This window comes from Corynebacterium sp. HMSC035E02 (assembly GCF_001836065.1).
Taxonomy (GTDB): domain Bacteria; phylum Actinomycetota; class Actinomycetes; order Mycobacteriales; family Mycobacteriaceae; genus Corynebacterium; species Corynebacterium hiratae.
This window is the reverse complement of the sequence record NZ_KV827349.1, coordinates 464-19,848: the sequence shown is the minus strand read 5'-3', so window position 1 is coordinate 19,848 and position 19,385 is coordinate 464. Positions and strand designations below refer to the sequence as shown.

17 protein-coding genes and 2 pseudogenes are annotated in these 19,385 nt (G+C 59.8%); 9 read left to right on the top strand and 10 right to left on the bottom strand.

What is annotated here, in order from left to right; genetic code table 11:
- Positions 1-104 precede the first annotated feature (104 nt).
- The 3 genes from HMPREF2635_RS07500 to HMPREF2635_RS07490 are packed head-to-tail and all read left to right on the top strand — an operon-like array spanning position 105 to position 3,774.
- Positions 105-638, top strand: coding sequence for a PH domain-containing protein (locus tag HMPREF2635_RS07500; RefSeq protein ID WP_046648103.1), 534 nt, complete (start codon positions 105-107; stop codon positions 636-638).
- A gap of 2 nt (positions 639-640) precedes the next feature.
- Positions 641-2,494, top strand: a complete 1,854-nt coding sequence (gene ilvD / locus HMPREF2635_RS07495) for a dihydroxy-acid dehydratase (protein ID WP_070754708.1) — start codon at positions 641-643, stop codon at positions 2,492-2,494.
- Positions 2,495-2,505: 11 nt separating this feature from the next.
- Positions 2,506-3,774: a glycosyltransferase 87 family protein gene (locus tag HMPREF2635_RS07490; RefSeq protein ID WP_049154359.1), complete on the top strand. Its 1,269-nt coding sequence runs from the start codon at positions 2,506-2,508 to the stop codon at positions 3,772-3,774.
- A gap of 175 nt (positions 3,775-3,949) precedes the next feature.
- Here HMPREF2635_RS07490 and HMPREF2635_RS13685 read toward each other — a convergent pair whose 3' ends face one another.
- On the bottom strand, positions 3,950-4,450 hold the full coding sequence (locus HMPREF2635_RS13685; RefSeq protein WP_070516394.1) for a hypothetical protein: 501 nt from the start codon (positions 4,448-4,450) through the stop codon (positions 3,950-3,952).
- On the opposite strand from HMPREF2635_RS13685, the gene HMPREF2635_RS13825 reads away from it, so the two are divergent.
- The 3 genes and pseudogenes from HMPREF2635_RS13825 to HMPREF2635_RS13300 all read left to right on the top strand — a co-directional run.
- The gene (locus HMPREF2635_RS13825; protein WP_371326316.1) at positions 4,397-4,726 is read left to right on the top strand and encodes a transposase; all 330 of its coding nucleotides are present in this window, start codon (positions 4,397-4,399) and stop codon (positions 4,724-4,726) included. The genes HMPREF2635_RS13685 and HMPREF2635_RS13825 overlap by 54 nt on opposite strands.
- A gap of 188 nt (positions 4,727-4,914) precedes the next feature.
- On the top strand, positions 4,915-5,673 hold the full coding sequence (locus HMPREF2635_RS13680; protein ID WP_232745259.1) for a DUF6973 domain-containing protein: 759 nt from the start codon (positions 4,915-4,917) through the stop codon (positions 5,671-5,673).
- Positions 5,674-6,267: 594 nt separating this feature from the next.
- Positions 6,268-6,548, top strand: a pseudogene (locus HMPREF2635_RS13300) (IS30 family transposase); the annotation flags it as partial.
- Between the two features lie 86 nt (positions 6,549-6,634).
- On the opposite strand, the gene HMPREF2635_RS07475 reads toward HMPREF2635_RS13300, so the two are convergent.
- From HMPREF2635_RS07475 to HMPREF2635_RS07460, 3 genes are all read right to left on the bottom strand, one after another.
- Positions 6,635-6,949, bottom strand: coding sequence for a transcriptional regulator (locus tag HMPREF2635_RS07475; protein ID WP_049157204.1), 315 nt, complete (start codon positions 6,947-6,949; stop codon positions 6,635-6,637).
- A 567-nt stretch (positions 6,950-7,516) separates the two neighbouring features.
- Positions 7,517-8,503 carry a DoxX family protein gene (locus tag HMPREF2635_RS07465; protein WP_046648099.1) on the bottom strand — a complete coding sequence of 329 codons (987 nt, stop codon included), beginning with the start codon at positions 8,501-8,503 and terminating at the stop codon, positions 7,517-7,519.
- Between the two features lie 28 nt (positions 8,504-8,531).
- Complete coding sequence (locus tag HMPREF2635_RS07460) at positions 8,532-9,416, bottom strand: LysR family transcriptional regulator ArgP (protein WP_049157210.1); 885 nt, start codon at positions 9,414-9,416, stop codon at positions 8,532-8,534.
- A gap of 70 nt (positions 9,417-9,486) precedes the next feature.
- Between HMPREF2635_RS07460 and HMPREF2635_RS07455 the strand changes: the two genes are divergently transcribed.
- A complete protein-coding gene (locus tag HMPREF2635_RS07455) occupies positions 9,487-10,176 on the top strand; it encodes a LysE/ArgO family amino acid transporter (RefSeq protein WP_049157212.1) in 690 nt (229 codons plus the stop codon).
- On the opposite strand, the gene HMPREF2635_RS07450 is transcribed toward HMPREF2635_RS07455, so the two are convergent.
- The 6 genes from HMPREF2635_RS07450 to HMPREF2635_RS07425 all read right to left on the bottom strand — a co-directional run bounded on the left by HMPREF2635_RS07450 (position 10,173) and on the right by HMPREF2635_RS07425 (position 18,510).
- Complete coding sequence (locus HMPREF2635_RS07450; RefSeq protein WP_070821511.1) at positions 10,173-11,597, bottom strand: YkvI family membrane protein; 1,425 nt, start codon at positions 11,595-11,597, stop codon at positions 10,173-10,175. The genes HMPREF2635_RS07455 and HMPREF2635_RS07450 overlap by 4 nt on opposite strands.
- Before the next feature lie 185 nt (positions 11,598-11,782).
- Positions 11,783-12,838, bottom strand: a complete 1,056-nt coding sequence (locus tag HMPREF2635_RS07445; RefSeq protein WP_070821510.1) for an NAD(P)-dependent alcohol dehydrogenase — start codon at positions 12,836-12,838, stop codon at positions 11,783-11,785.
- A 54-nt stretch (positions 12,839-12,892) separates the two neighbouring features.
- Positions 12,893-14,398 carry an Asp-tRNA(Asn)/Glu-tRNA(Gln) amidotransferase subunit GatB gene (gatB, locus tag HMPREF2635_RS07440; protein ID WP_010186967.1) on the bottom strand — a complete coding sequence of 502 codons (1,506 nt, stop codon included), beginning with the start codon at positions 14,396-14,398 and terminating at the stop codon, positions 12,893-12,895.
- Positions 14,399-14,441: 43 nt separating this feature from the next.
- Positions 14,442-16,040 (bottom strand): aspartate:alanine exchanger family transporter, encoded by a 1,599-nt coding sequence (locus HMPREF2635_RS07435; protein ID WP_049157216.1) that lies wholly within the window; start codon positions 16,038-16,040, stop codon positions 14,442-14,444.
- 39 nt (positions 16,041-16,079) lie between these two features.
- Complete coding sequence (locus tag HMPREF2635_RS07430) at positions 16,080-17,111, bottom strand: 6-phosphofructokinase (protein WP_070511628.1); 1,032 nt, start codon at positions 17,109-17,111, stop codon at positions 16,080-16,082.
- Between the two features lie 22 nt (positions 17,112-17,133).
- Complete coding sequence (locus HMPREF2635_RS07425; protein ID WP_046648094.1) at positions 17,134-18,510, bottom strand: MFS transporter; 1,377 nt, start codon at positions 18,508-18,510, stop codon at positions 17,134-17,136.
- Positions 18,511-18,558: 48 nt separating this feature from the next.
- Here HMPREF2635_RS07425 and HMPREF2635_RS07420 point away from each other — a divergent pair, with 48 nt between their 5' ends.
- Together HMPREF2635_RS07420 and HMPREF2635_RS12995 are read left to right on the top strand one after the other, a co-directional pair.
- Entirely contained in the window at positions 18,559-18,882 is a 324-nt protein-coding gene (locus HMPREF2635_RS07420; RefSeq protein WP_049157219.1) for a hypothetical protein, read from the top strand.
- A 242-nt stretch (positions 18,883-19,124) separates the two neighbouring features.
- Positions 19,125-19,385, top strand: a pseudogene (locus tag HMPREF2635_RS12995) (HNH endonuclease); the annotation flags it as partial.

Below are 19,385 nucleotides of genomic sequence, written 5' to 3'. Positions count from 1 at the left end.
CGCAGGCATTTACCCCCATTTTTGGGATCTTTTTCTCATTTTGCGAGATTGCACAGGTGGGGCGGTTCGCCACCGCGCCACGCTGTCAATTACGATGACCCACTATGACGTCCTCACACCCGCAGAACGCATCTTCTCGCGCCGAACACCCCACGGCCGAAACGTTCAAGCCCACCCGCGAACACCTCCTCGGCATCGGCATCCTCGCCGCCATCGCTTTTCTCAGCATTGGCTGGGCCCCGAAATACCTCTTCTGGATCCTCATCTTCCCGGTGTTGGCCATCTGGTGGGTCCTGCGGGCCCACACCACCGTGGACGCGAAAGGCATCCACATCACTTATGGCTTCCGCGGCCCCAAGGACATCGCGTGGAAGGACTTTAAAGGCATCGGATTCCAGCGCTCGAAGGCCTACGCTCGCACCACCAGCGGCGATAACCTCAACCTGCCGGGCGTGACTTTTAACTCTCTCCCCCGCCTTGCCGCCGCTTCCAACGGCCGCATCCCCGACGCCCTGACCGCTGGCCGCGAAGCCGCCGATGACAAGGTCGTCATCGTCCACCGCGATGGCCAACAAATCCTCCTTACCAAGGAGGAATACGCCGAGTACCTCAAGAAACACCCCGAACTGAAGGATTAACCATGTACCCTCTCCGCTCCAAAGTCACCACCGTTGGCCGCCAGGCATCTGGTGCCCGCGCACTGTGGCGCGCTACCGGCTCCAAGGAGAGCGACTTTGGCAAACCAATTGTCGCCATTGCCAATTCCTTTACCCAGTTCGTCCCCGGCCACGTCCACCTCAAGAACGTCGGCGACATCGTGGCCGACGCCGTGCGCGAGGCCGGCGGCGTGCCGAAGGAGTTCAACACCATTGCTGTTGACGATGGCATCGCCATGGGCCACAGCGGCATGCTCTACTCTCTGCCGTCGCGGGAGATCATCTCCGATTCCATCGAGTACATGGTCAATGCCCACACTGCCGACGCCCTGGTGTGCATCTCGAACTGCGACAAGATCACTCCGGGCATGTTGAATGCCGCGCTGCGCCTCAACATTCCCACCATCTTCGTCTCCGGTGGCCCGATGGAAGCCGGCAAGGCCGTTGTCGTTGACGGCGTGGCACACGCACCGACGGATCTGATTACGGCCATTACAGCGTCGGCCAGCGATGCCGTCTCCGATGAGGGCTTGACCCGCGTGGAGGAATCCGCCTGCCCCACCTGTGGTTCCTGCTCCGGCATGTTCACCGCCAACTCCATGAACTGCCTCACCGAGGCACTCGGCTTGGCCCTTCCGGGCAATGGCACCACGCTGGCTACCCACAGCGCCCGCCGTGATCTCTTTGAACAAGCCGGCCGCGCCATCGTGGACTTGTGCCGACGCTACTACGGCGAAGAAGACGACGCCGTTCTCCCGCGCTCGATTGCCACCAAGGAAGCCTTCAGCAATGCCATGGCTCTGGACATGGCTATGGGTGGTTCCACCAACACCATCCTCCACACGCTGGCCGCCGCGCAGGAGGGCGAGGTGGACTTCACCCTCGAGGACATCAATGAGATCTCCTACCGCGTACCTTGCCTGTCCAAGGTGGCCCCCAACGGCACTTACCACATCGAGGACGTGCACCGCGCCGGGGGCGTCCCCGCTATCTTGGGCGAGTTGCGCCGCGCGGGCCACTTGAACCTCAAGGTCCACACCGCGCTCTACGACAACGCCGAGGAATGGCTTGATGATTGGGATATCCGCGGCGGCAAGGCCACGGAGGCCGCTCTCGAACTTTTCCACGCCGCACCCGGCGGTGTACGCACCACCGAGCCATTCAGCCAATCCAACCGATGGGATGAGCTCGACACCGACGCTGCCAATGGCTGCATCCACGACGCCGAGCATGCCTTCTCCTCCGACGGTGGCCTGGTCGTCCTGCGCGGCAACCTCGCTCCCAACGGGGCCATCGTCAAGGCTGCTGGCGTGGAGGAAGAACTCTGGACCTTTACTGGTCCCGCCCGCGTGGTGGAGTCCCAGGAAGAGGCTGTTTCCATCATTCTCAAGAAGGAAGTCCAGCCCGGCGATGTCATCGTCATTCGCTACGAGGGACCAGCCGGCGGTCCCGGCATGCAGGAGATGCTGCACCCAACCTCCTTCCTCAAGGGTTCCGGTTTGGGCAAGGCCTGCGCCTTGATTACGGATGGCCGCTTCTCTGGCGGCACCTCCGGCCTCTCCATCGGTCATATCTCCCCTGAGGCAGCCCACGGCGGCCTCATTGGACTGGTCGAAAACGGTGACCCCATCACGATCAACATTCGCGAGCGCCAGCTCTCCCTCGACGTGGACGAAGAGGTCTTGGAACGCCGACGCGCCACCGAGGAGCAGCGCGAGAAGCCCTGGACGCCGAAGGACCGCAACCGCCCGGTCACCAAGGCTCTGCGCGCCTACGCCAACATGGCCACGTCCGCTGACCGTGGTGCGGTGCGCGTGGTGGATGGCTACGTCAATTAGAGTATGGGGCGATGAATTTCGCCACTAACGCCGCAAGGCGCACACTCCTGACCGCCGCCGGGCTCATCATTGGCCTGGTGGGCGTCATCCGCCACGTCCTCCACACGGACTTCCCGGTGGACATGATCATTTACCGAGAGGGCGTGCGCGCCTTCATGGAGGGCCGCTCGGTCTACTCGGAGCCCATGTACGCCGGGGATTTGGCGCTCCCCTTTATCTACCCGCCCTTCGGGGCGCTGGTCATGGTGCCGCTGACTGCCTTTGATTGGATGAGTGACGCCCTCGCGGGCGATATCATGATCGTCCTCTCGGACGCCCTCGTCTTTGCCTGCCTCTACGCGATCTTCCGCGCGCTCAAGGTGCCGCACCTGTGGCCCACCGTGGCGATCGCGTGGGCCGCGGCCATGTTCTTTGAACCCATCCGCCTCAACAACGGTTTTGCACAGATCAACATCGTCATCATGGCGCTGGTCATCTTCGATCTGGTCCCGCGCAAGCGCAAGCTTCCGCAAGGCTGGCTGATAGGACTCGCGGCGGCCATCAAGATCACCCCCTTGGCCATGCTGCTCTACTTCCTGCTGCGCCGCGAATGGAAGCCGATCCTCACGGCCTTCGCCTCCGCCGTTGTGGCCACCTTGCTGGCCGCGGCCTACCGCTGGGAAGCCTTCGTCGAGTTCTTCACCTCGAAGCTTCTCGATATGGGCTCGGGCGCGGATTTCGGCGTAGCTACGAACTATCAGTCCAACTCCTCGCTCAAGGGCGTCATCCAGCGTCTCTTCACATCCCAGGAGGCGATGGACAACCACGGCATGCTCATCAATGCGCTGTGGCTTCTCGCGGCGCTCGCGATCATCGGCCTTGGCTCAGCCCTCATCCTGGCGCAAATGCGGCGAAGCCTGCTTGTCGATGCCCACCTCACCACCGCCACCATCATGCTGCTCATCTCGCCTGTTTCGTGGTCGCACCACTGGGTGTGGCTGTCGCTCATCGTGCCGGTTCTGGTCTACCGCGCCTGGTCCTGGCGCAATTCCACCTGGGTCGCCGGCAGCCTGCTGGCTGTACTCGCCGCTTGGGTGGGCATGCTGCTGACCGTTCCGCCGAAGTGGTGGTTTGGTGACAGCATCGATGTCCACGCGATGCCGCTGTACCAGAAGTTCTTGGTCGATGACTTCGTGTGGCTGGCACTACTCAGCTGGATTCTCTACGCCATCTGCCTCAAGGCTCGAGGCACTCAATCCGACAAGCCACATACTGAGCTCGCTGCGGCCCAAACCAACTAAGCCCCGAAACGCAAAACTGCCTGTTCTGCCAAAGTTGTTCGCCGCGCCTGCGGCGGGCTCAGGTGGTGAATGCATCTATACAGCTAGGAGGTTGTGTAGATGTTAGGCGATAGAAAGCTACGTGAGCGGTATGTGCAGGCGTATCTGCATGATGCGCGTCCGATGTCGGTGATCCTCAAGGAGTTGGGGGGGCTCGAAGGCTACGGCGAAGGTGTGGCGCCAGGCTGAGGGCCTTAGCCGTGGCAAGCGCCGTCGGAGCCTGAATGAGGATAAGTACAAAGATCAATACCAAAAGATCATTGCTATTGTAGAAAGCGGTCGGTCTGCGCATAGTGCACTGAAAGAGACAGGTTTCCCACAGACCGCTTACCGATACCTTGCGCAAGACGGTATCGAACTCGCCAATACCAGTCGCGGTGGAGCCATACAACACGAGCGGGATCGCATTGCCCAAGCTTTGAAACTTGTGGATGCTGGCAAAAGCTATAAACAGGCCGGCCAGGTTGTTGATCGCTGCACTGCCACGGTGAAAACGTGGCACCATAATCGCATGTATGGGCGTTGGGTACTCAATGATCATCCCACTGAATCCGAATCGAAGGTAGGACGCGGAAAGCGTCTTATCCGCCATGACCGAATAGCGATAGCCTATCTGCTTGATCAGGGTCTTACTCACCGTGAGATTGCAGCCCACCTTGGCCGGAATCAGTCGACGATTAGCAGGGAAATCGCCCGGGGGATGACTGAGCATGGCTACGATGCCCTCGTGGCGCAAAAGCGGGCTGTAGACCGTTTAGCCAGGCCTAAACCCCGTAAACTCGATACCAACCCGCAGTTGCGGGCCTTTGTCATCGAGGAGTTGAACACGAAGTGGTCACCTTCCCCTTGGCTGCTGAGCCCTGCCCCCCCTAGGAACAAAACTCGGGGCACTTCAATCTACGAGCGTTACTAGTAGTACTTCGTTACTTCTGTGTGGAGCTGTGATCGATAAATTGGCAGGGGATATACACCTAATTAGGGGTGATTTTACAACTGTTAGTTTCCTAATAGGAATTATCTGTTACTCTGGGTAAGGAGCACCTAATATGCGTGTTTCCCTCGTCACGGATAATCGTTTTCACGAAATTTACAGGAGTTCTTATGCGCAATCGCGCCACAAGATTCATCATGGCTTTATCTACAGCAGCAGTTCTCGCATTTGGTTTAATCATTCCACCAAGTGCTGCTGCCCAAAACCTGGGGAATCTTACCCCCTTGCCCGCATCAACAATTGACTTAGACGCTGAAATTCGCGTAGACACCAGTGATGTCACAGATGAGGACATCATGAATGTTCAAGACGAGATCAAGGTGATGAACGAGTCCGCCGACCCGTACGGTTACTTCGCATCCCTGTCAGCTAATGAACAACGCGCAATCATTGCTGCAGTTGAACGTGCCAGGGTCACTGACATCAATCCTCAGGTAGCGCCTTTTGCGACCACCCAGTCGGACCCCTACCGGATATATATCCAGGGCCTTGAAATGCTGTCCTGCATCGCGCTGGTCGATGTAGTATCATGCGGCATCGCCAATCAGGCAGCCACAACCGCGAGTACGGAAGCGCAGAACCGGTTTCCTGGCGCCACATCACTCCGCAATGGAAAGGGCGATGCTTTTCGGCACTGCTCGTGGAATGCCCTGATGACGATGAGAATCGGTGCAGATGCAGCTGAACGCATTGCTACTAACCACGAAACTGTCGCTCAAGGGCCAGCGGATCAGACCCGCATGGACCTGTATAACAATGCCCAAGGTCGATTTCTTGGATCTGCTTTCGCAAGTAGTGGCGACGAAGCTGCTGCTCTGAACCAGTGCGCCCTCTGGGCAAGGATTGGACTGCTATCTACACTTTCCTAGGATAGGCACGAGAAGGAGGTTATGTTAATGAGACGCATGATGGCACGGATAGGGTTCACTAGTATTGTCTCCCTATCACTCTCCTCTTGTAGTTTTAATGACCCATTGGCTTCTCATCTCGCGTCCCTAGAACGATCGGGACATGCAATCCCCGTTACTGAGTCCATCACACTGGAGGAACTCTACGGACCAGAGTGGACTGAGTTTTCGCTCGTGTGCCCATACACTCCGTATCAAACAGTCAAAGAAACACTTGTGGTTGATGATCCCCCTGTTCCAGAACACGGCTTCACCGAAGAGGCAAACTTCCTCTTTCTTAGAGGAAAGGGCGACAGCGAACAATGGGTGAGGTTCTCTCGACAGGCTCTCGATCTGTGTTCTCCATCAAGTCCGCCTTCTTTAATCATGGAGTCAACGACAGTTGCTCTCAGTTTTTCTCTGGATAATCCGGGTAGTGCTTGGACTCTAACCGGCTTGAACAAGTAGTCGTATGGGCTCGCTGCTTGATGTGCATGATTCCGCCACGACTGTCGATAAGTTAATCGAGATGTTTACCGGAAAAATACGCAACAACACCAAAACACTGACCTGGGAACACTGACCTGGGACCAAGGTGTGGAACTAGCCCAAGTAGACAGGCTGAGCATCGAACGTGGGCTCGCAGTCTACTTCTGCGATCCACACTCACCCTGGCAGCGTCCTACCAACGAAAACACCAACGGGCTAGTCCGAGACTTCCTACCCAAAGGAAGCGACTTTAGTACCCTGACGCTTCAAAAGGCGTTCAACACATTCAAGACCTACTCAACGGGCGCCCCAGAGAAGTCCTCAACTGGTACACACCAGAAGAGAGAATCCAAGAACTATTCAAGTGATGCATCCACCACTTGAAACCGCCTGCGGCGGGCGGGAAAACTTTGGCAACAAGGGCACCTCAGCGAGGCCGTACTATGCACCCAACTCAACCCTCAGCTAATTCCTTGAGTGCTGCCAAGTGGCCGTCGAAGGCAATCTTGCCTTGCTCAGTCAATGCGACCCACACCGAGTCCTTCGCACGGCTGGTGCCGTACTCGCGGAAGCGAGTCACGTAGCCGGCTTTTTCCAGAGCTCCGAGCTGCTTAGACAGGGAGGCATCGGAAAGCTCCGTGCGAGCGCGCAACATGGCGAACTTCATCTCTCGGTTTACCTCCCCGCCCTGCGTGGCTCCGAAGGCATTAAGTGTGGCGCAAATCTTAAAGCGATTGAGCGGGTGGATTACCGGGTCAAGTTCACTCATCGCGGCCTCCGATCCAGCGCACCAGTATGTAGTGTCCACAAGACCGCCAAGGCGCACAGCACACCTGCGATGCACGAGGCAATAACGTGTCCTTCAACGAAAGGGTTGAAGAGCGCCGGCAGAATCATAAATCCCAATCCTGCGTAGAAGCGCCAGGTCACATTCCTAGAGGCGTACGGATCAACCTTCTGGCGCATTGAATCCCTCACCCCCGTGCGGTAAAAGACGGCAAGACTCACCAAGAGCGCGAGTAGAAGAAGCAGTCCACCAACAGGAACGAGAGGATGGACGTCATCCTTGATCCACATGTAGGCAAACCACGCGCCGTACGCCGCCGCTGCGAGCAGACTTAGCCAAACGGGTGGCCGTTTGGCCGCGGCCAGCCGTTGTTGTTCCTCAAATGCGAGTGCGTCCCGAACATCCTGATTGGACAAAACTAAAGCTCCCCTCCTGCGGCACCAAAGTCATTGTTTTCCATTACGGAAAGCAACTTACTTTACGCAACGGAAAATAACAAGAGTTTGTATATAGCTGCAGGCTGGGAGCGTAGAAACGTGCTAACAGCGCCTAGTTCAGCGGGTTAACGCCCGCGCCAAACCACCAGATGGCAACGAGCGCGGCCACGCCAATGACGACGAAAATCCAGGACGTTGCCAATGGGCGGCGAGTCCACGAGCGGTTAAAGTCCAGGGAGATGAAGCCCGGACCGGTGAACTGCAGGGCCACCGCGATAACGAAGAGCACCAGGCCCAGCCAGACGCTCTCATTCCAGGCAAAGACATCCAACCCAGCACCCGAGGCGTTGAGGCCGTGGATAGCAGAGAAGCCAGTGACGATAAGACCGAACATGGCCGCCAGCGGCGTCACCAGTCCCAGCAGCAGGAAGGCACCGGCGATAAGCTGGACGGTCGGCACGCCGATGGCAAGTGCCGCTGCCATGGTGTACTCGCCGAACTCGTTCTCCAGACCCGACAGGCCCTCGTTGCCGCCGAGCTTGAAGAAGGTCGAGGCACCCGCCACGAGCAGGTAAACGCTGAGCGCCAAGCGCACGAAGAGCAGACCGAAGTCGATGGTGCCGCGGCGTGCTGGCTCCGGCTTCTCCTCCACGGCTGCAGGCTCGGAGTCCACGGCGGGATCGGCAACGGCAACCGTGCTTGGTACTTCCTCGTAGGTCTCAGTTGCTGCGGACTCGGTTGCGGTTGCCGATACCGGCATAGCGGTTGTCTGCGTATCAGGCTCGGCCATGGCCTCCGCGCGCGGGAAGGCAGTGGTCTCGGTTTCAGCTGCAGCGCTGTCGAAAGACAAGGACTCGCGGGTGGCGCTCTCAAAGGTTTCGGTTTTGGCTTCAGGCTCTGCCTCAACAGCAGGCTCCTCAGCCTTCTTCGGCTTAATCACCTGCGGCTCGGCGCGGCCGGGGCGTTGGAAGAGGCTACTCTTCTTCGGCTTATCGGCAGCTTCTGCCTCAGGCGTGCTGTCCTTCACGGAGTCTTTCCCCGTGTAGGTCGGGATATCGTCATCAAAGTCGGTGGCTTTATCAGGAGTTTTATCGCTCATGCCTCCAACTTAAGGCAGCACAGCGCCCTTATGGTGCATCTTTATCGGCGCGGCGCGTAGCTAAAACCGCACGGCCTGCGTCTAAGACATCTGCCGTGAGGTCCGCGAGCACTTCCGACTCCAGCCGCCAGCGTTGCCAATAGAGGTCAATGTCGAGCGGGAAGTCGTCGAGAAGCACCAGCTCTCCCGTCTCCAGCAGGGGCTGGGCCTGCAGCCTCGCCACCAGACCCCAGCCCAGGCCGTAGCGCACGGCCTCTACGTAGGACTCCGAAGAGGGAATCTGGGATACCCGCGCGCGCAGGACATGGGAGTCGATGAAGCGCTCACGCATGGCGTCGTCCAAGGTGGCGTCGTTCGGCCCGAAGCCCACGATGGGCAGGGTCTCCCAATCCTCGAAGCCCTCCGCCAGAGCGGGCGCGGCGACGGCAAAGTAGCGCATGGTGCCGAGGTACGTGGATTCACAGCCGGAGACCGGGGTTTGCTCGCGCGTGACCGCGCCCAGCACATCACCCCGGCGCAACATCGCGAGAGTGCGGGCCTCATCCTCGATGCGAATGCGCAGCGCAGCCTCACCGCGCTCGGCGGTGCGCTGGATTACAGGTCTGAACCACGTGGCCAGGGAATCCGAGTTGATGGCAACAGTCAACGGCACGCGGGAGAGGCGCTCGGTGAGCCGCGCATCCGCCTCGGCTTGGACCAGAGCCATGCGCCGCGCGGCTTGGGCGACGATCTCCCCTGCCTCGGTCACGGTGACGGGAGTGCCGCGGCGCAGCAGGATTCGACCAGTCGATACTTCCAACGCCTTGATGCGTTGACTGACGGCCGAAGGAGTGATTCCCAACACAGCCGCAGCGCCCTCGAAGGAGCCTTCATCGATGATGGCCAGCAGAGTTTCAGTATGGAGCGGGTTCATGAAGCTATTTTAAACCAGCTGTAGAAGATTTAACTGGACTTCATATGGCGTTATACGCAGACTAGAAGCCATGTCAGTTTTGCTCGCAGGATTTGCGCTGGGTTTGTCCCTCATCATCGCCATCGGACCGCAGAATGCTTACATCATCAAGATGGGTATTAAACGCGATCATGTCGGGCCCATCCTGTTGGCATGCTTGCTTTCCGACGTCATCCTGATTACCGGCGGCACCGCCGGCGTCGGCGTCCTCGTCGAACGCTTCCCCACCGCGCTCATCGTGGTCAAGTACTTGGGCGCGGCTTACCTCATCTACTTTGGGTTCACGTGCTTCCGCGATGCGTTTAAGAAGCAACAGGAATCACTGGTCATTGAGGAAACCGCACCAGTGGCGCAGGTCGTTGAAGAGAACTCGGGCAGCTCGGGAGCACCGGGAAACTCCGTGCTCACTAAAATTCGCCCCCGCGTGCGCTCGAATTCCTGGGTCAAGCCGGTCCTCGGCGCGTTGGCGCTCACATGGCTCAATCCCTTGGCCTACGTCGACGCGCTGGTCATGCTGGGCTCCATTGCCAACCAGTACGGCGACCAGCGCTGGGTCTTCGCCGGCGGTGCGATTCTGGCCAGCGCCGTATGGTTCCCCTCCCTCGGCTTTGGTGCCTACAAGCTCTCCCACGTGCTGGCCAAGCCGACGACGTGGCGCGTAGTCAACATCGTCATCGGCTGCGTCATGCTTGCGCTGACGGCGAAGCTCCTGCTTCTCTAGTTCTTCTTTGATTCTTCAGGGATCTCTTCGTCTTCGGCGGGGTCTCCCACCGCGCCGGTTTCCTCGACCCAGGCCTTGATTTCTTCGTCGGTGCGATCTTGCTCCACAGCCTCGCGTTCGGTGTAGTAGGAGTGGTCGTTGCGGTTTTCCTCCCACTTTTCCTTGTCGAAGTCGAGCTCTTCATCCGAGTCCAGCTCCTCCACCACATCGGAGACGAGATCCTCGAAGAGGGCTTCATCGTCCATGTTGGAGTCGGCGATCTGCTGGCCGATTTCATCGTCGTAACGCGCCGCGTCGTACTCTGTGTCGGGGTGCAGCTTGAGGTGCAGCAGGGCGCGGATACGCTCACGGCGCAGGCCCTCGTCCTTAATCTTGCCCAGGGAACGCAGCCACCCAATCACCAGGATGGCCACGAGCACAATGCCCATGTAGCCCAAGACCGGGTAGACGTACTGCATCAGTGCCTTGAAGCCGGCGAAGGAGACGGCGAAGCCAGCAAGGCAGCCGGCGATGAAGATGATGCGGTACTTCGATTCCTTACCAGAAGACAAACGCTTGCCCAGCGCGTAGAACATACCGATGGCCGTGTTGAAGATCATCAGGTAAATGATGATGGCCATGATGACGCCAAGCGTCGGGTGGACGTTATCCACCAAGGTCAGCATCGGGATATCGGAATCGCCGACGTTCTCCGCGTTCATCAGCAGCGAGAAACCGGCGATGGCCATGAGCACCGCGTAGACCGCGCCACCCACGATGCCGCCGACGCCTGCCTCGCGCGGGCTGATGTTATCGCCGCCGATCACCAGGGACATCGATACCGCCAGGATGAGGGCCAGGCCGTTGTAGTTCAGCGCGGAGATGAGCCAGTGCGGGATTGGGGATTCAATCGCCTCGGAGGCGGCAATCGCCGCATCGACGTTGTCCGGCATGTGCAGCAGCGTGTAGGTGCCGGCGAAGAGTACCGCAATGATGATGGTCGGCGTCAGGAGACCGATGACCTGGGAGACCTTATCGACGTCGAACATGCCCGTGATAAGAACCAGGACGAGCATGAGCAGGGAACCCACCCAGGCCGGCCAGCCGAACTGCTGCTGCATGTTAGATCCGGCGCCAGCCAGCATGACAAAGCCCACCGCAAAGAGCGTGAGGATCACCGCGACATCCAGAATGCGCGAAATGATCGGGTGGGTAATGTTCCGGAACACTTGGTTGTGTTCGCTGGCGTGGAAGTAGCTTCCCAGCTGAAGGAACACCGTGCCAGCGAGGGTCATGACCAAGCCGGCTACCAGGATTCCCCACATGCCCGGAATACCAAAGGACGTAAAGTACTGGACAACTTCCTGTCCCGTGGCAAAGCCCGCACCCACGAGCAAGCCAATGAAGGACAAAGCGATGCCCACGACGTTTTTATAAGACACGTTTTCCTATCTGTTTTCTAGTTTCTTCTTTTTATGCTTAGTGGCTAGTGCATAAAAACGCGCCATACTTTGGCACAAGCATGGCGTTACATAGGTTCTACCTTACGCCAACCTGATAGGAAAACATGTGTGCGGCTGTGGAGAGATTGCTCCTACAACCGCTCAAGCATGAGCCGGCTCACCTCTTAGTGCTCGGCAAACGTCGCGGTATCGATGACGAAACGGAATTTCACATCACCCGCGACGACGCGCTCATAGGCCGCGTCTACCTCGTCGACGCCCACCTTTTCGATCACCGCGCCCAGGCCATGCTCGGCGCAGAAGTCCAGCATCTCCTGGGTTTCCGCGATGCCACCAATATTGTTGCCGGTCAGCACCTTGCCGCCGCCGACCAGACGGCTGAGGCGCAGCGGCAGTGCTTCCGGCGGTAGGCCGACCACCGACATAATGCCGCGCGGCTTGAGGAGGCGCAGGTAATCTTCGAGGTCATACTCGGCGGAGATGGTGGACAGGATGAGGTCAAATTCGCCGCGGTGGTTCCTGAAGAAGTCTTCCTCTTCGGTGGTGGCCAGGGTACGGCTCGCCCCCAGCTTCTTGGCCTCCTCTGCCTTGCGCGAGGTGCGCGAGATGACCGTGACATCCGCGCCCTTGGCGGCAGCAATCTGCACGCCCATGTGCCCCAGGCCGCCCAAGCCCACGACGGCTACCTTCTGGCCTTCCTTGACGTCCCAGCGGGCCAGCGGAGAGTACGTAGTGATGCCAGCGCAGAGAAGGGGTGCTGCCACGTCAGAATCAAGGGAATCCGGGATGCGCAGCACGAAGTCTTGATTCACCACGATCTTTTCAGCGTAGCCACCTTGGGTAATCGTGCCATCGACATCCGTGGAGTTATAGGTTCCCACACCGCCCTTGAGGCAGTTCTGCTCCATCCCTGCCTCGCACTGCTCGCACTCACCGCAGGAATTCACCAGGCAGCCCACGCCGACGCGGTCCCCCACCTTGAACTTAGTGACCTCCTCCCCCACGGCGGAGACCACGCCGGCGATCTCGTGGCCAACGGTCAGCGGAAAGTGCGCCTCGCCCCACTCGTTGCGGATGGTGTGGATATCCGAGTGGCAGATGCCTGCTGCTTTGATGTCGATGACAACGTCATCGGCGCGCGGCTCGCGGCGCTGGATGGTCACGACTTCGAAGGGCTCGTTCGGACCGGTCTTCTGCAGTGCTTTAGTAGAAATAGTCATGGCGACCACGGTACCCGCAGCCGCCTGACCTCGCCTAATGGAAATCTATACCGACTAGGAGAGCTTCTTCGCAATCAGCTTGTTGACCTGTCCTGGGTCAGCCTTACCCTGGGTGGCCTTCATGACCGCACCCACGATGGCACCGGTGACCTTCTTGTTGCCGGCCTTGTACTTCTCCACGATGTCCGGGTTAGCGGCCAGGGCATCATCGACGGCCTTCTCGATCGCGCCATCATCGCGCACGACCTCGAGCCCGCGCTTGGCGACGACCTCGTCGACGTCACCCTCACCGGCCAGCACGCCGTCGACCGCCTGGCGAGCCAGCTTGGTGGTCAGCTTGCCTTCCTTGACCAGCTCAACAACGCGAGCGACCTGCGCCGGGGTAATGCCGAGAGTGCTCAGTTCAACGCCAGCCTCATTGGCCTTACCGGTCAGGTAGGACACCCACCAGGAGCGGGCCTCGTCAGGAGTGGTGCCGGCTTCCACTGTTTCGATAATGAGATCGAGAGCGCCGGCGTTGACCAGGTCACGCATCTCCTCGTCCTTGAGGCCCCACTCCTCCTGGATGCGGGCGCGGCGAATCCACGGCATCTCCGGCAGGGTCTGACGGATTTCCTCGACCCACTCGCGGGAGACAATCACCGGCGGCAGGTCCGGGTCGTTGAAGTAACGGTAGTCCTCGGCGGTTTCCTTCGGACGGCCCTTGGAAGTCGAACCATCCGTTTCCTGGTAATGGCGGGTTTCCTGGACGATCTCGCCACCGTCGACAAGCACCTGCGCCTGGCGCTGCATCTCAAAGCGCACCGCCTGCTCCACCGAGCGCAGGGAGTTGATGTTCTTGGTTTCGGTACGGGTGCCGAACTCCTCCTGGCCCACCGGGCGCAGCGAAACGTTGGAATCCACGCGCATCGAGCCTTGATCCATGCGGGCATCGGACACGCCCAGTGCCGCGACGAGCTCACGCAGAGCAGAAACATAGGCGCGGGCGACCTCGGGGGCGCGCTCGCCAGCACCAATGATCGGCTTGGTCACAATCTCGATTAGCGGGATGCCGGCACGGTTGCAGTCCACCAGCGAGGTCGTTGCGCCGTGAATGCGGCCATCGGCACCACCCAGGTGGGTCAGCTTGCCGGTGTCCTCCTCCATGTGAGCGCGCTCAATCTCAACGCGCCACTCAGTGCCGTCGTCGAGGACGACGTCGAGGTAGCCGTCGTAGGCAATCGGCTCATCGTACTGGGAGATCTGGTAGTTCTTCGGCTGGTCCGGGTAGAAGTAGTTCTTGCGGGCGAAACGCGAAGATTCCGCAATCTTGCAGTTCAGCGCCAGGCCGATCTTGATGGCGCCTTCCACGCCCTTGGAGTTGACCACCGGCAAAGCGCCTGGCAAACCGAGGGACACCGGGTCCACGTTGGAGTTGGGGGCTGCGTTGAAGTTCGTGGGCGAGGTGGAGAACATCTTGGTCTCCGTGTTGAGCTCCACGTGAACTTCCATGCCCATAACGGGTTCGAACTTTTCAAGGACCTCGTCATAGTCCATCAGGTCATACATCGCAGCAGTCATGCGTGCCATCTTAGTATGTCAGCGCGACACCGTGCGCAACCGCCTAACCCAACAAGGTGATGCCGTGCGTAATAAGAATCTTGGCTATCATCGCCGCCGGATACACCATGGCATAGCCCAAGGCGACGCGCTGGTCAGTGTTCGTCCGATTGTTCACGAAAGCGAGCACGGCCGGCTGGGTTTGCGCGCCCGCCATAGCACCCGCGGTCTTCGTGGCACCGACGCGCAGGAAGCGGCGCATGACGAGTGCGAATCCGGTCGCCACCAGCGTCGTGATGATCATGCCGAGCAGGAGAATCTTCCACCAGGCTCCACCCGTAAAGGCACCGGCGATTTCCCCGCCCGCATTCGTTCCGGCCTGGGCCAAGAAGAGCAGCAGTCCGAGTTCGGAGAGGATTGTGTTGGCCGAGTGCGGCAGTGCGGTGACGGTATTGCCGATGCGCCCGATACGCGCCATGATCAACGCCACGATGAGGACGCCAGCGGCAGCGCCGAGGCTAAAGGAAGAGCCGCCTGGAAGCGGGATTTCGAGGTGGCCCACGAAAACGCCGAGGGCCATGCCGAGGCCCAAAGACACCGGGTTGATATCTGTCAGGCCTTGCGAGGAATCACCAAGAAAAGTGGAAATCTCCCGCAGGGACTTCTTGGAACCGACGACGCGCACGCGGTCGCCGAGCTCCACGATGTGTTCGGGGATAGCGACCTGGTCATTATCGGCGCGACGAACTCGCGAGATGCGCGCACCCCAGCGATCCGCCAGCTGGTTATTGAGCTCCGCGATGGTCAGGCCCGCCAAGCTGTGCTCGGAAATAGTGATGCGGCGAAAGTCCAACTCGTGGCGGTCATCATTGAGGATCTGCGGGGACTCGCGCCCGGCTCGCTCGATGATGTTGTCCAGGTCCTCCGGGGCACCAACGAGCGTGACCACGTCACCGGGGTGCAGCACATCGAAGAATTTCGGCAAGACGATAAGGTTGCTGCCCACGCGGCGCAGGCGTGTTACCTGCACTTCCCCATTGCCAATATCGGCGATCTCCGCGACTGAGATCTCGCGTTGAATCTGCATGTGCTGGCGCGTGACGGGTGACAGGGTGTCGTCGTCATTGCCGGCGTCGCGAAGCACGAGCACCGTCGCACCGAGCATGCCGATGACACCGAATAGGTAAGCCACCGCGTAGCCCACTGTAGCCGAGCCCGGATCGCCCGTGGCTTCCGACGCCGCCGCCAACGCCGGGGTATTCGTCACCGCACCGGCGAAAGTACCAGCGATGGTGGCATTCGACAGCCCAAAGACATAAGTGCCCAACCCCCACGCGGCAAGCGCCGCGACGATGAAGACTCCGATCATCGACAGCACTGGGCCCGTCGCCGTCTTCAGTGACTTGAAGAAGGACACACCGGAGTTATTGCCAATGCCGAAGGCAAAGAGCACTAAGCCGAACATGCCCAAAATAGGAGGAACGGAGGCCTCCACCCCGGCAGCTGATGCGGCTGCCGAGAATGCGATGCCGAGAAAAAGCACGGCCGCCGCGCCCAAGCTGATGCCCCGCGTCTTGATGCCGCCGAGTGCCATGCCGACACCTATGAGCAGAAACACCAAGAGGACCGGCTGCTCAGCCAGATAAGCTAATACGCTTGTCATCGCTACCTTTAGAAACTATGGATGAGCTAACGGTGGTGTTTAGCCAAACAGGGCCTGTGCGTTGGCATAACGCTTGGCCGGAACCACCTTCAGCTTGCCCACTGCGTCCTCGAGAGGCACGAGTTCAATGTTCTCGCCATGGAGAGCCACACACATGCCGGACTGGCCGTTGTGCGCAGCACGGGCGGCATGGGTGCCGTAGCGAGTGGCCAGCACACGGTCATAGGCCGTCGGCGTACCGCCGCGCTGGATGTGGCCGAGGACGGTGGTGCGCACGTCGTAGCCGGTGCGCTTCTTGATCTCATCACCGATGACCTGGCCAATTCCGTTGAAGGTCTGGTGGCCGAACTGGTCCACACCGCCCTCTTCGAAGTCCATGGTGCCTTCCTTCGGCAGCGCGCCCTCAGCGACGCAGACGATGCCGTACTTCTCACCCATCTGGAAGCGGCGCTCCATGGCCTTGGTGATATCGGCGATATCGAACGGGACCTCAGGTATCACCGTGTAGTGCGCACCGCCGGCCATGCCTGCATGCAGCGCGATCCAGCCAACGTGACGGCCCATAACCTCGACGATGAGGATGCGGTCGTGGGATTCAGCGGTGGTGTGGAGGCGGTCGATCGCGTCAGTCGCCACGGATACTGCGGTGTCGAAACCGAAGGTGTAGTCGGTAGCGTTGACGTCATTATCGATGGTCTTTGGCACGCCCACGACCGGGATACCGTTATCGGAGAGCCACTTGGCACCCTTGAGCGTTCCCTCACCGCCGATGGCGATGAGCGCATCGACCTCAGCATCAGCCATGTTGGCCTTGATGGTGTCCAACCCAGCCTTGAATTTATCTGGGTGAAGGCGGCCGGTGCCAAGGATGGTTCCGCCGCGCAGGAGGATGCGGTCTATCTCTGCGTCGTCATAAAGGTCACGGCGGCGGTCTTCCATCAGACCAACCCAGCCGTCCTCGTAGCCGACGACCGTATCGCCGAACTCGTTGGATGCGGTACGAACGACCGCGCGGATAACAGCATTCAGACCGGGGCAATCACCACCGGATGTCAGTACAGCAAGACGCATGACATCCAATCTACTCGCTTCCCTATAGCCTCGCAGTTTCCGCTACCGCATGCAGGGTGTCGCGGAAGAAGAGGGAAGCCACACACCCCACCGCCAGCATCGCAACGATGACCACGAGGGAATTCGCGGCCCCCGCTACCTGCATGACTGCGGACACAGCGGCCACACCGATGACCGACCCCACCTGCCTGGACGTGTTGTAGACGCCGGATGCCGCGCCCATGAGATCTGCGTCAATATCGCGCATCGTCGTCGCGGCGTTGGAGCCCCAGATGAAGGACTGTCCCGCTCCCAGCGCCGCGCAGGGCAAGCACAACCACCAGGCCGACACTTCGGCCTGCATGAGGAACCACAGTGCGAGGAAGGTCGCAATCAGGATGCCGAAGCCCGCGACCGCCAGACGTCGTGGGTGCAGCTTATCCGCCAGAATGCCCGCCAAGGGCGACACGCACAGAGAGACCAGCGCCATGGGTGTGACGATGATTCCGGCATCGCGCGCCGACATGTCCTGCTCGACCTGCAGCCACATCATGATTGGAATCATCATCGACGCCGCCATAAAGCCCATGGACACGATGGCCACTGAACCTGCGGAGTAGTTGCGGTCCTTAAACAGCACGAGCGGGACGAGCGCCGCCTTCCCCCGCGATGATTGCAAGCGCACGAAGAGGTAGATGCCCACCACACCAGCAAGGAGCAGGACCCAAATCCACCACGGCCAACCAGTCTCTGGGCCCTGTTGCACTGCGAAGACGAAGCACGTTAACGCGATAAACGACGCCCCCACCGACACGAAGTCAATCTTCCCCATCGCCGTTGGCAAGGAAGGCACCCACAGGCCGGATAAGACAATCGCGGCGACAACAAAAGGAATATGGATCCAGAAAACAGCCTGCCACCCAAATGCAGCGACGACGAAGCCTCCCAAGAGCGGTCCGGCAAGTGTGGCCAAAGACCCAACCACTCCCCAGACGCCGAGCGCACGGCCGCGCCGCTCCCGCGCGAAAATACGGTTGATGACGGCCATAGTCTGCGGCATTTGAATCGACGCGCCGAAACCTTGCAAGGCTCTTGCTGCAATAAGAAACTCCACCGAGGGCGCTAACGCGCACAACAGCGCGCCGATGCCAAAGAGCCCGACGCCCAGCTGGAACATTTTCTTCTGGCCGTAGATATCGCCGAGGCGGCCGGTAAACAACAGCGGCACGACCACGGCGAGCAAATAGATGGCGGAAACCCACAGCACCTGGTTGACATCGGCGTGGAACTCACGGCGGACGTCGGGAAGCGCGACGGCAATCATCGATTGGTCGAGCAAGGACATGAAAAAGCCCAGTGATAGCGCGGCCATGGCGAGCCACCCTTGCTTCTCCGACGGCGGCGTTCCTGCGAGTTTCATGCAGCGAAGTCTAGCCACCGCACGCTCACGCGGCCTAAACTGAGGCGCATGGGAATGATTGATATCAAGAAACCGCAGGACGTATCGACGGCAGCGACCGTCACGCTGGGACTTATCGGCGGCTGGCTCACCGCCCGGGAGACTGGCATTCGCCCGCTTGGCGGCGTGGTGCTTGCCGCCGCTGGCGTGTGGGCGGGCCGCAGCTGGTGGGCTAAGACGAACCCGGCCACTACCGCTGGCCTGGCAGCTCTGTACACCGGCGCTTTTGGCCTCTCCCACCCGCTGGCTAAGAAAATGGGCTCCTGGCCCGCAGTCCTCACCGTCACTGCCGCGAGCGCTGGCGCTGCCTACGCGCTTTCCGACGCCAAGTAGATCCCCCTCCCACGCCCCTTCACGCTGTCCTTGACGGCTGGAGGGGCGTTTTACGTCCTCGCGCGGGCAAAGGCTCCAACATTTTTGCGTCGAACGTGCTGGCTAACGTGGGGTGGCTACCCCCGTTTATAGTAATGACTTGACATGAATTCACCGTAGGCTATGGCCATACTGGGTGCGTGACACTAGAATCATGGTTAGAACATTTCTTCTAACACATGTTTATCTCGGGGGAGATACCCATGACCACTGCCACACGCCCACCAACCTTCTTCTTCTCGACTACTAACCCGAATAACCCACACGCCATAGCCCGCGCCACAGCACGACGAGCTGCCTATGACACCTGGGTCGGGGCTATGCCCAGCCTGCAGGCTGATATCAACACCACCGCACTATCCCTAGTCGCTGCCTGGTCACTGCCCGAAGGCCACATCAAATCCGGCCTGCGCGCTATCCACCGCCTGGATAGCCTGCCGAAAGTCAAAGCCATACAAGACACC

Bases quoted from the DNA above. Each gene is read 5' to 3' on its own strand.
- HMPREF2635_RS07500 (WP_046648103.1), top strand. From the start codon at position 105: ATGACGTCCTCACACCCGCAGAACGCATCTTCTCGCGCCGAACACCCC.
- ilvD (WP_070754708.1), top strand. From the start codon at position 641: ATGTACCCTCTCCGCTCCAAAGTCACCACCGTTGGCCGCCAGGCATCT.
- HMPREF2635_RS07490 (WP_049154359.1), top strand. From the start codon at position 2,506: ATGAATTTCGCCACTAACGCCGCAAGGCGCACACTCCTGACCGCCGCC.
- HMPREF2635_RS13680 (WP_232745259.1), top strand. From the start codon at position 4,915: ATGCGCAATCGCGCCACAAGATTCATCATGGCTTTATCTACAGCAGCA.
- HMPREF2635_RS07475 (WP_049157204.1), bottom strand. From the start codon at position 6,949: ATGAGTGAACTTGACCCGGTAATCCACCCGCTCAATCGCTTTAAGATT.
- HMPREF2635_RS07465 (WP_046648099.1), bottom strand. From the start codon at position 8,503: ATGAGCGATAAAACTCCTGATAAAGCCACCGACTTTGATGACGATATC.
- HMPREF2635_RS07460 (WP_049157210.1), bottom strand. From the start codon at position 9,416: ATGAACCCGCTCCATACTGAAACTCTGCTGGCCATCATCGATGAAGGC.
- HMPREF2635_RS07455 (WP_049157212.1), top strand. From the start codon at position 9,487: ATGTCAGTTTTGCTCGCAGGATTTGCGCTGGGTTTGTCCCTCATCATC.
- HMPREF2635_RS07445 (WP_070821510.1), bottom strand. From the start codon at position 12,838: ATGACTATTTCTACTAAAGCACTGCAGAAGACCGGTCCGAACGAGCCC.
- gatB (WP_010186967.1), bottom strand. From the start codon at position 14,398: ATGACTGCTGCGATGTATGACCTGATGGACTATGACGAGGTCCTTGAA.
- HMPREF2635_RS07435 (WP_049157216.1), bottom strand. From the start codon at position 16,040: ATGACAAGCGTATTAGCTTATCTGGCTGAGCAGCCGGTCCTCTTGGTG.
- HMPREF2635_RS07430 (WP_070511628.1), bottom strand. From the start codon at position 17,111: ATGCGTCTTGCTGTACTGACATCCGGTGGTGATTGCCCCGGTCTGAAT.
- HMPREF2635_RS07425 (WP_046648094.1), bottom strand. From the start codon at position 18,510: ATGAAACTCGCAGGAACGCCGCCGTCGGAGAAGCAAGGGTGGCTCGCC.
- HMPREF2635_RS07420 (WP_049157219.1), top strand. From the start codon at position 18,559: ATGGGAATGATTGATATCAAGAAACCGCAGGACGTATCGACGGCAGCG.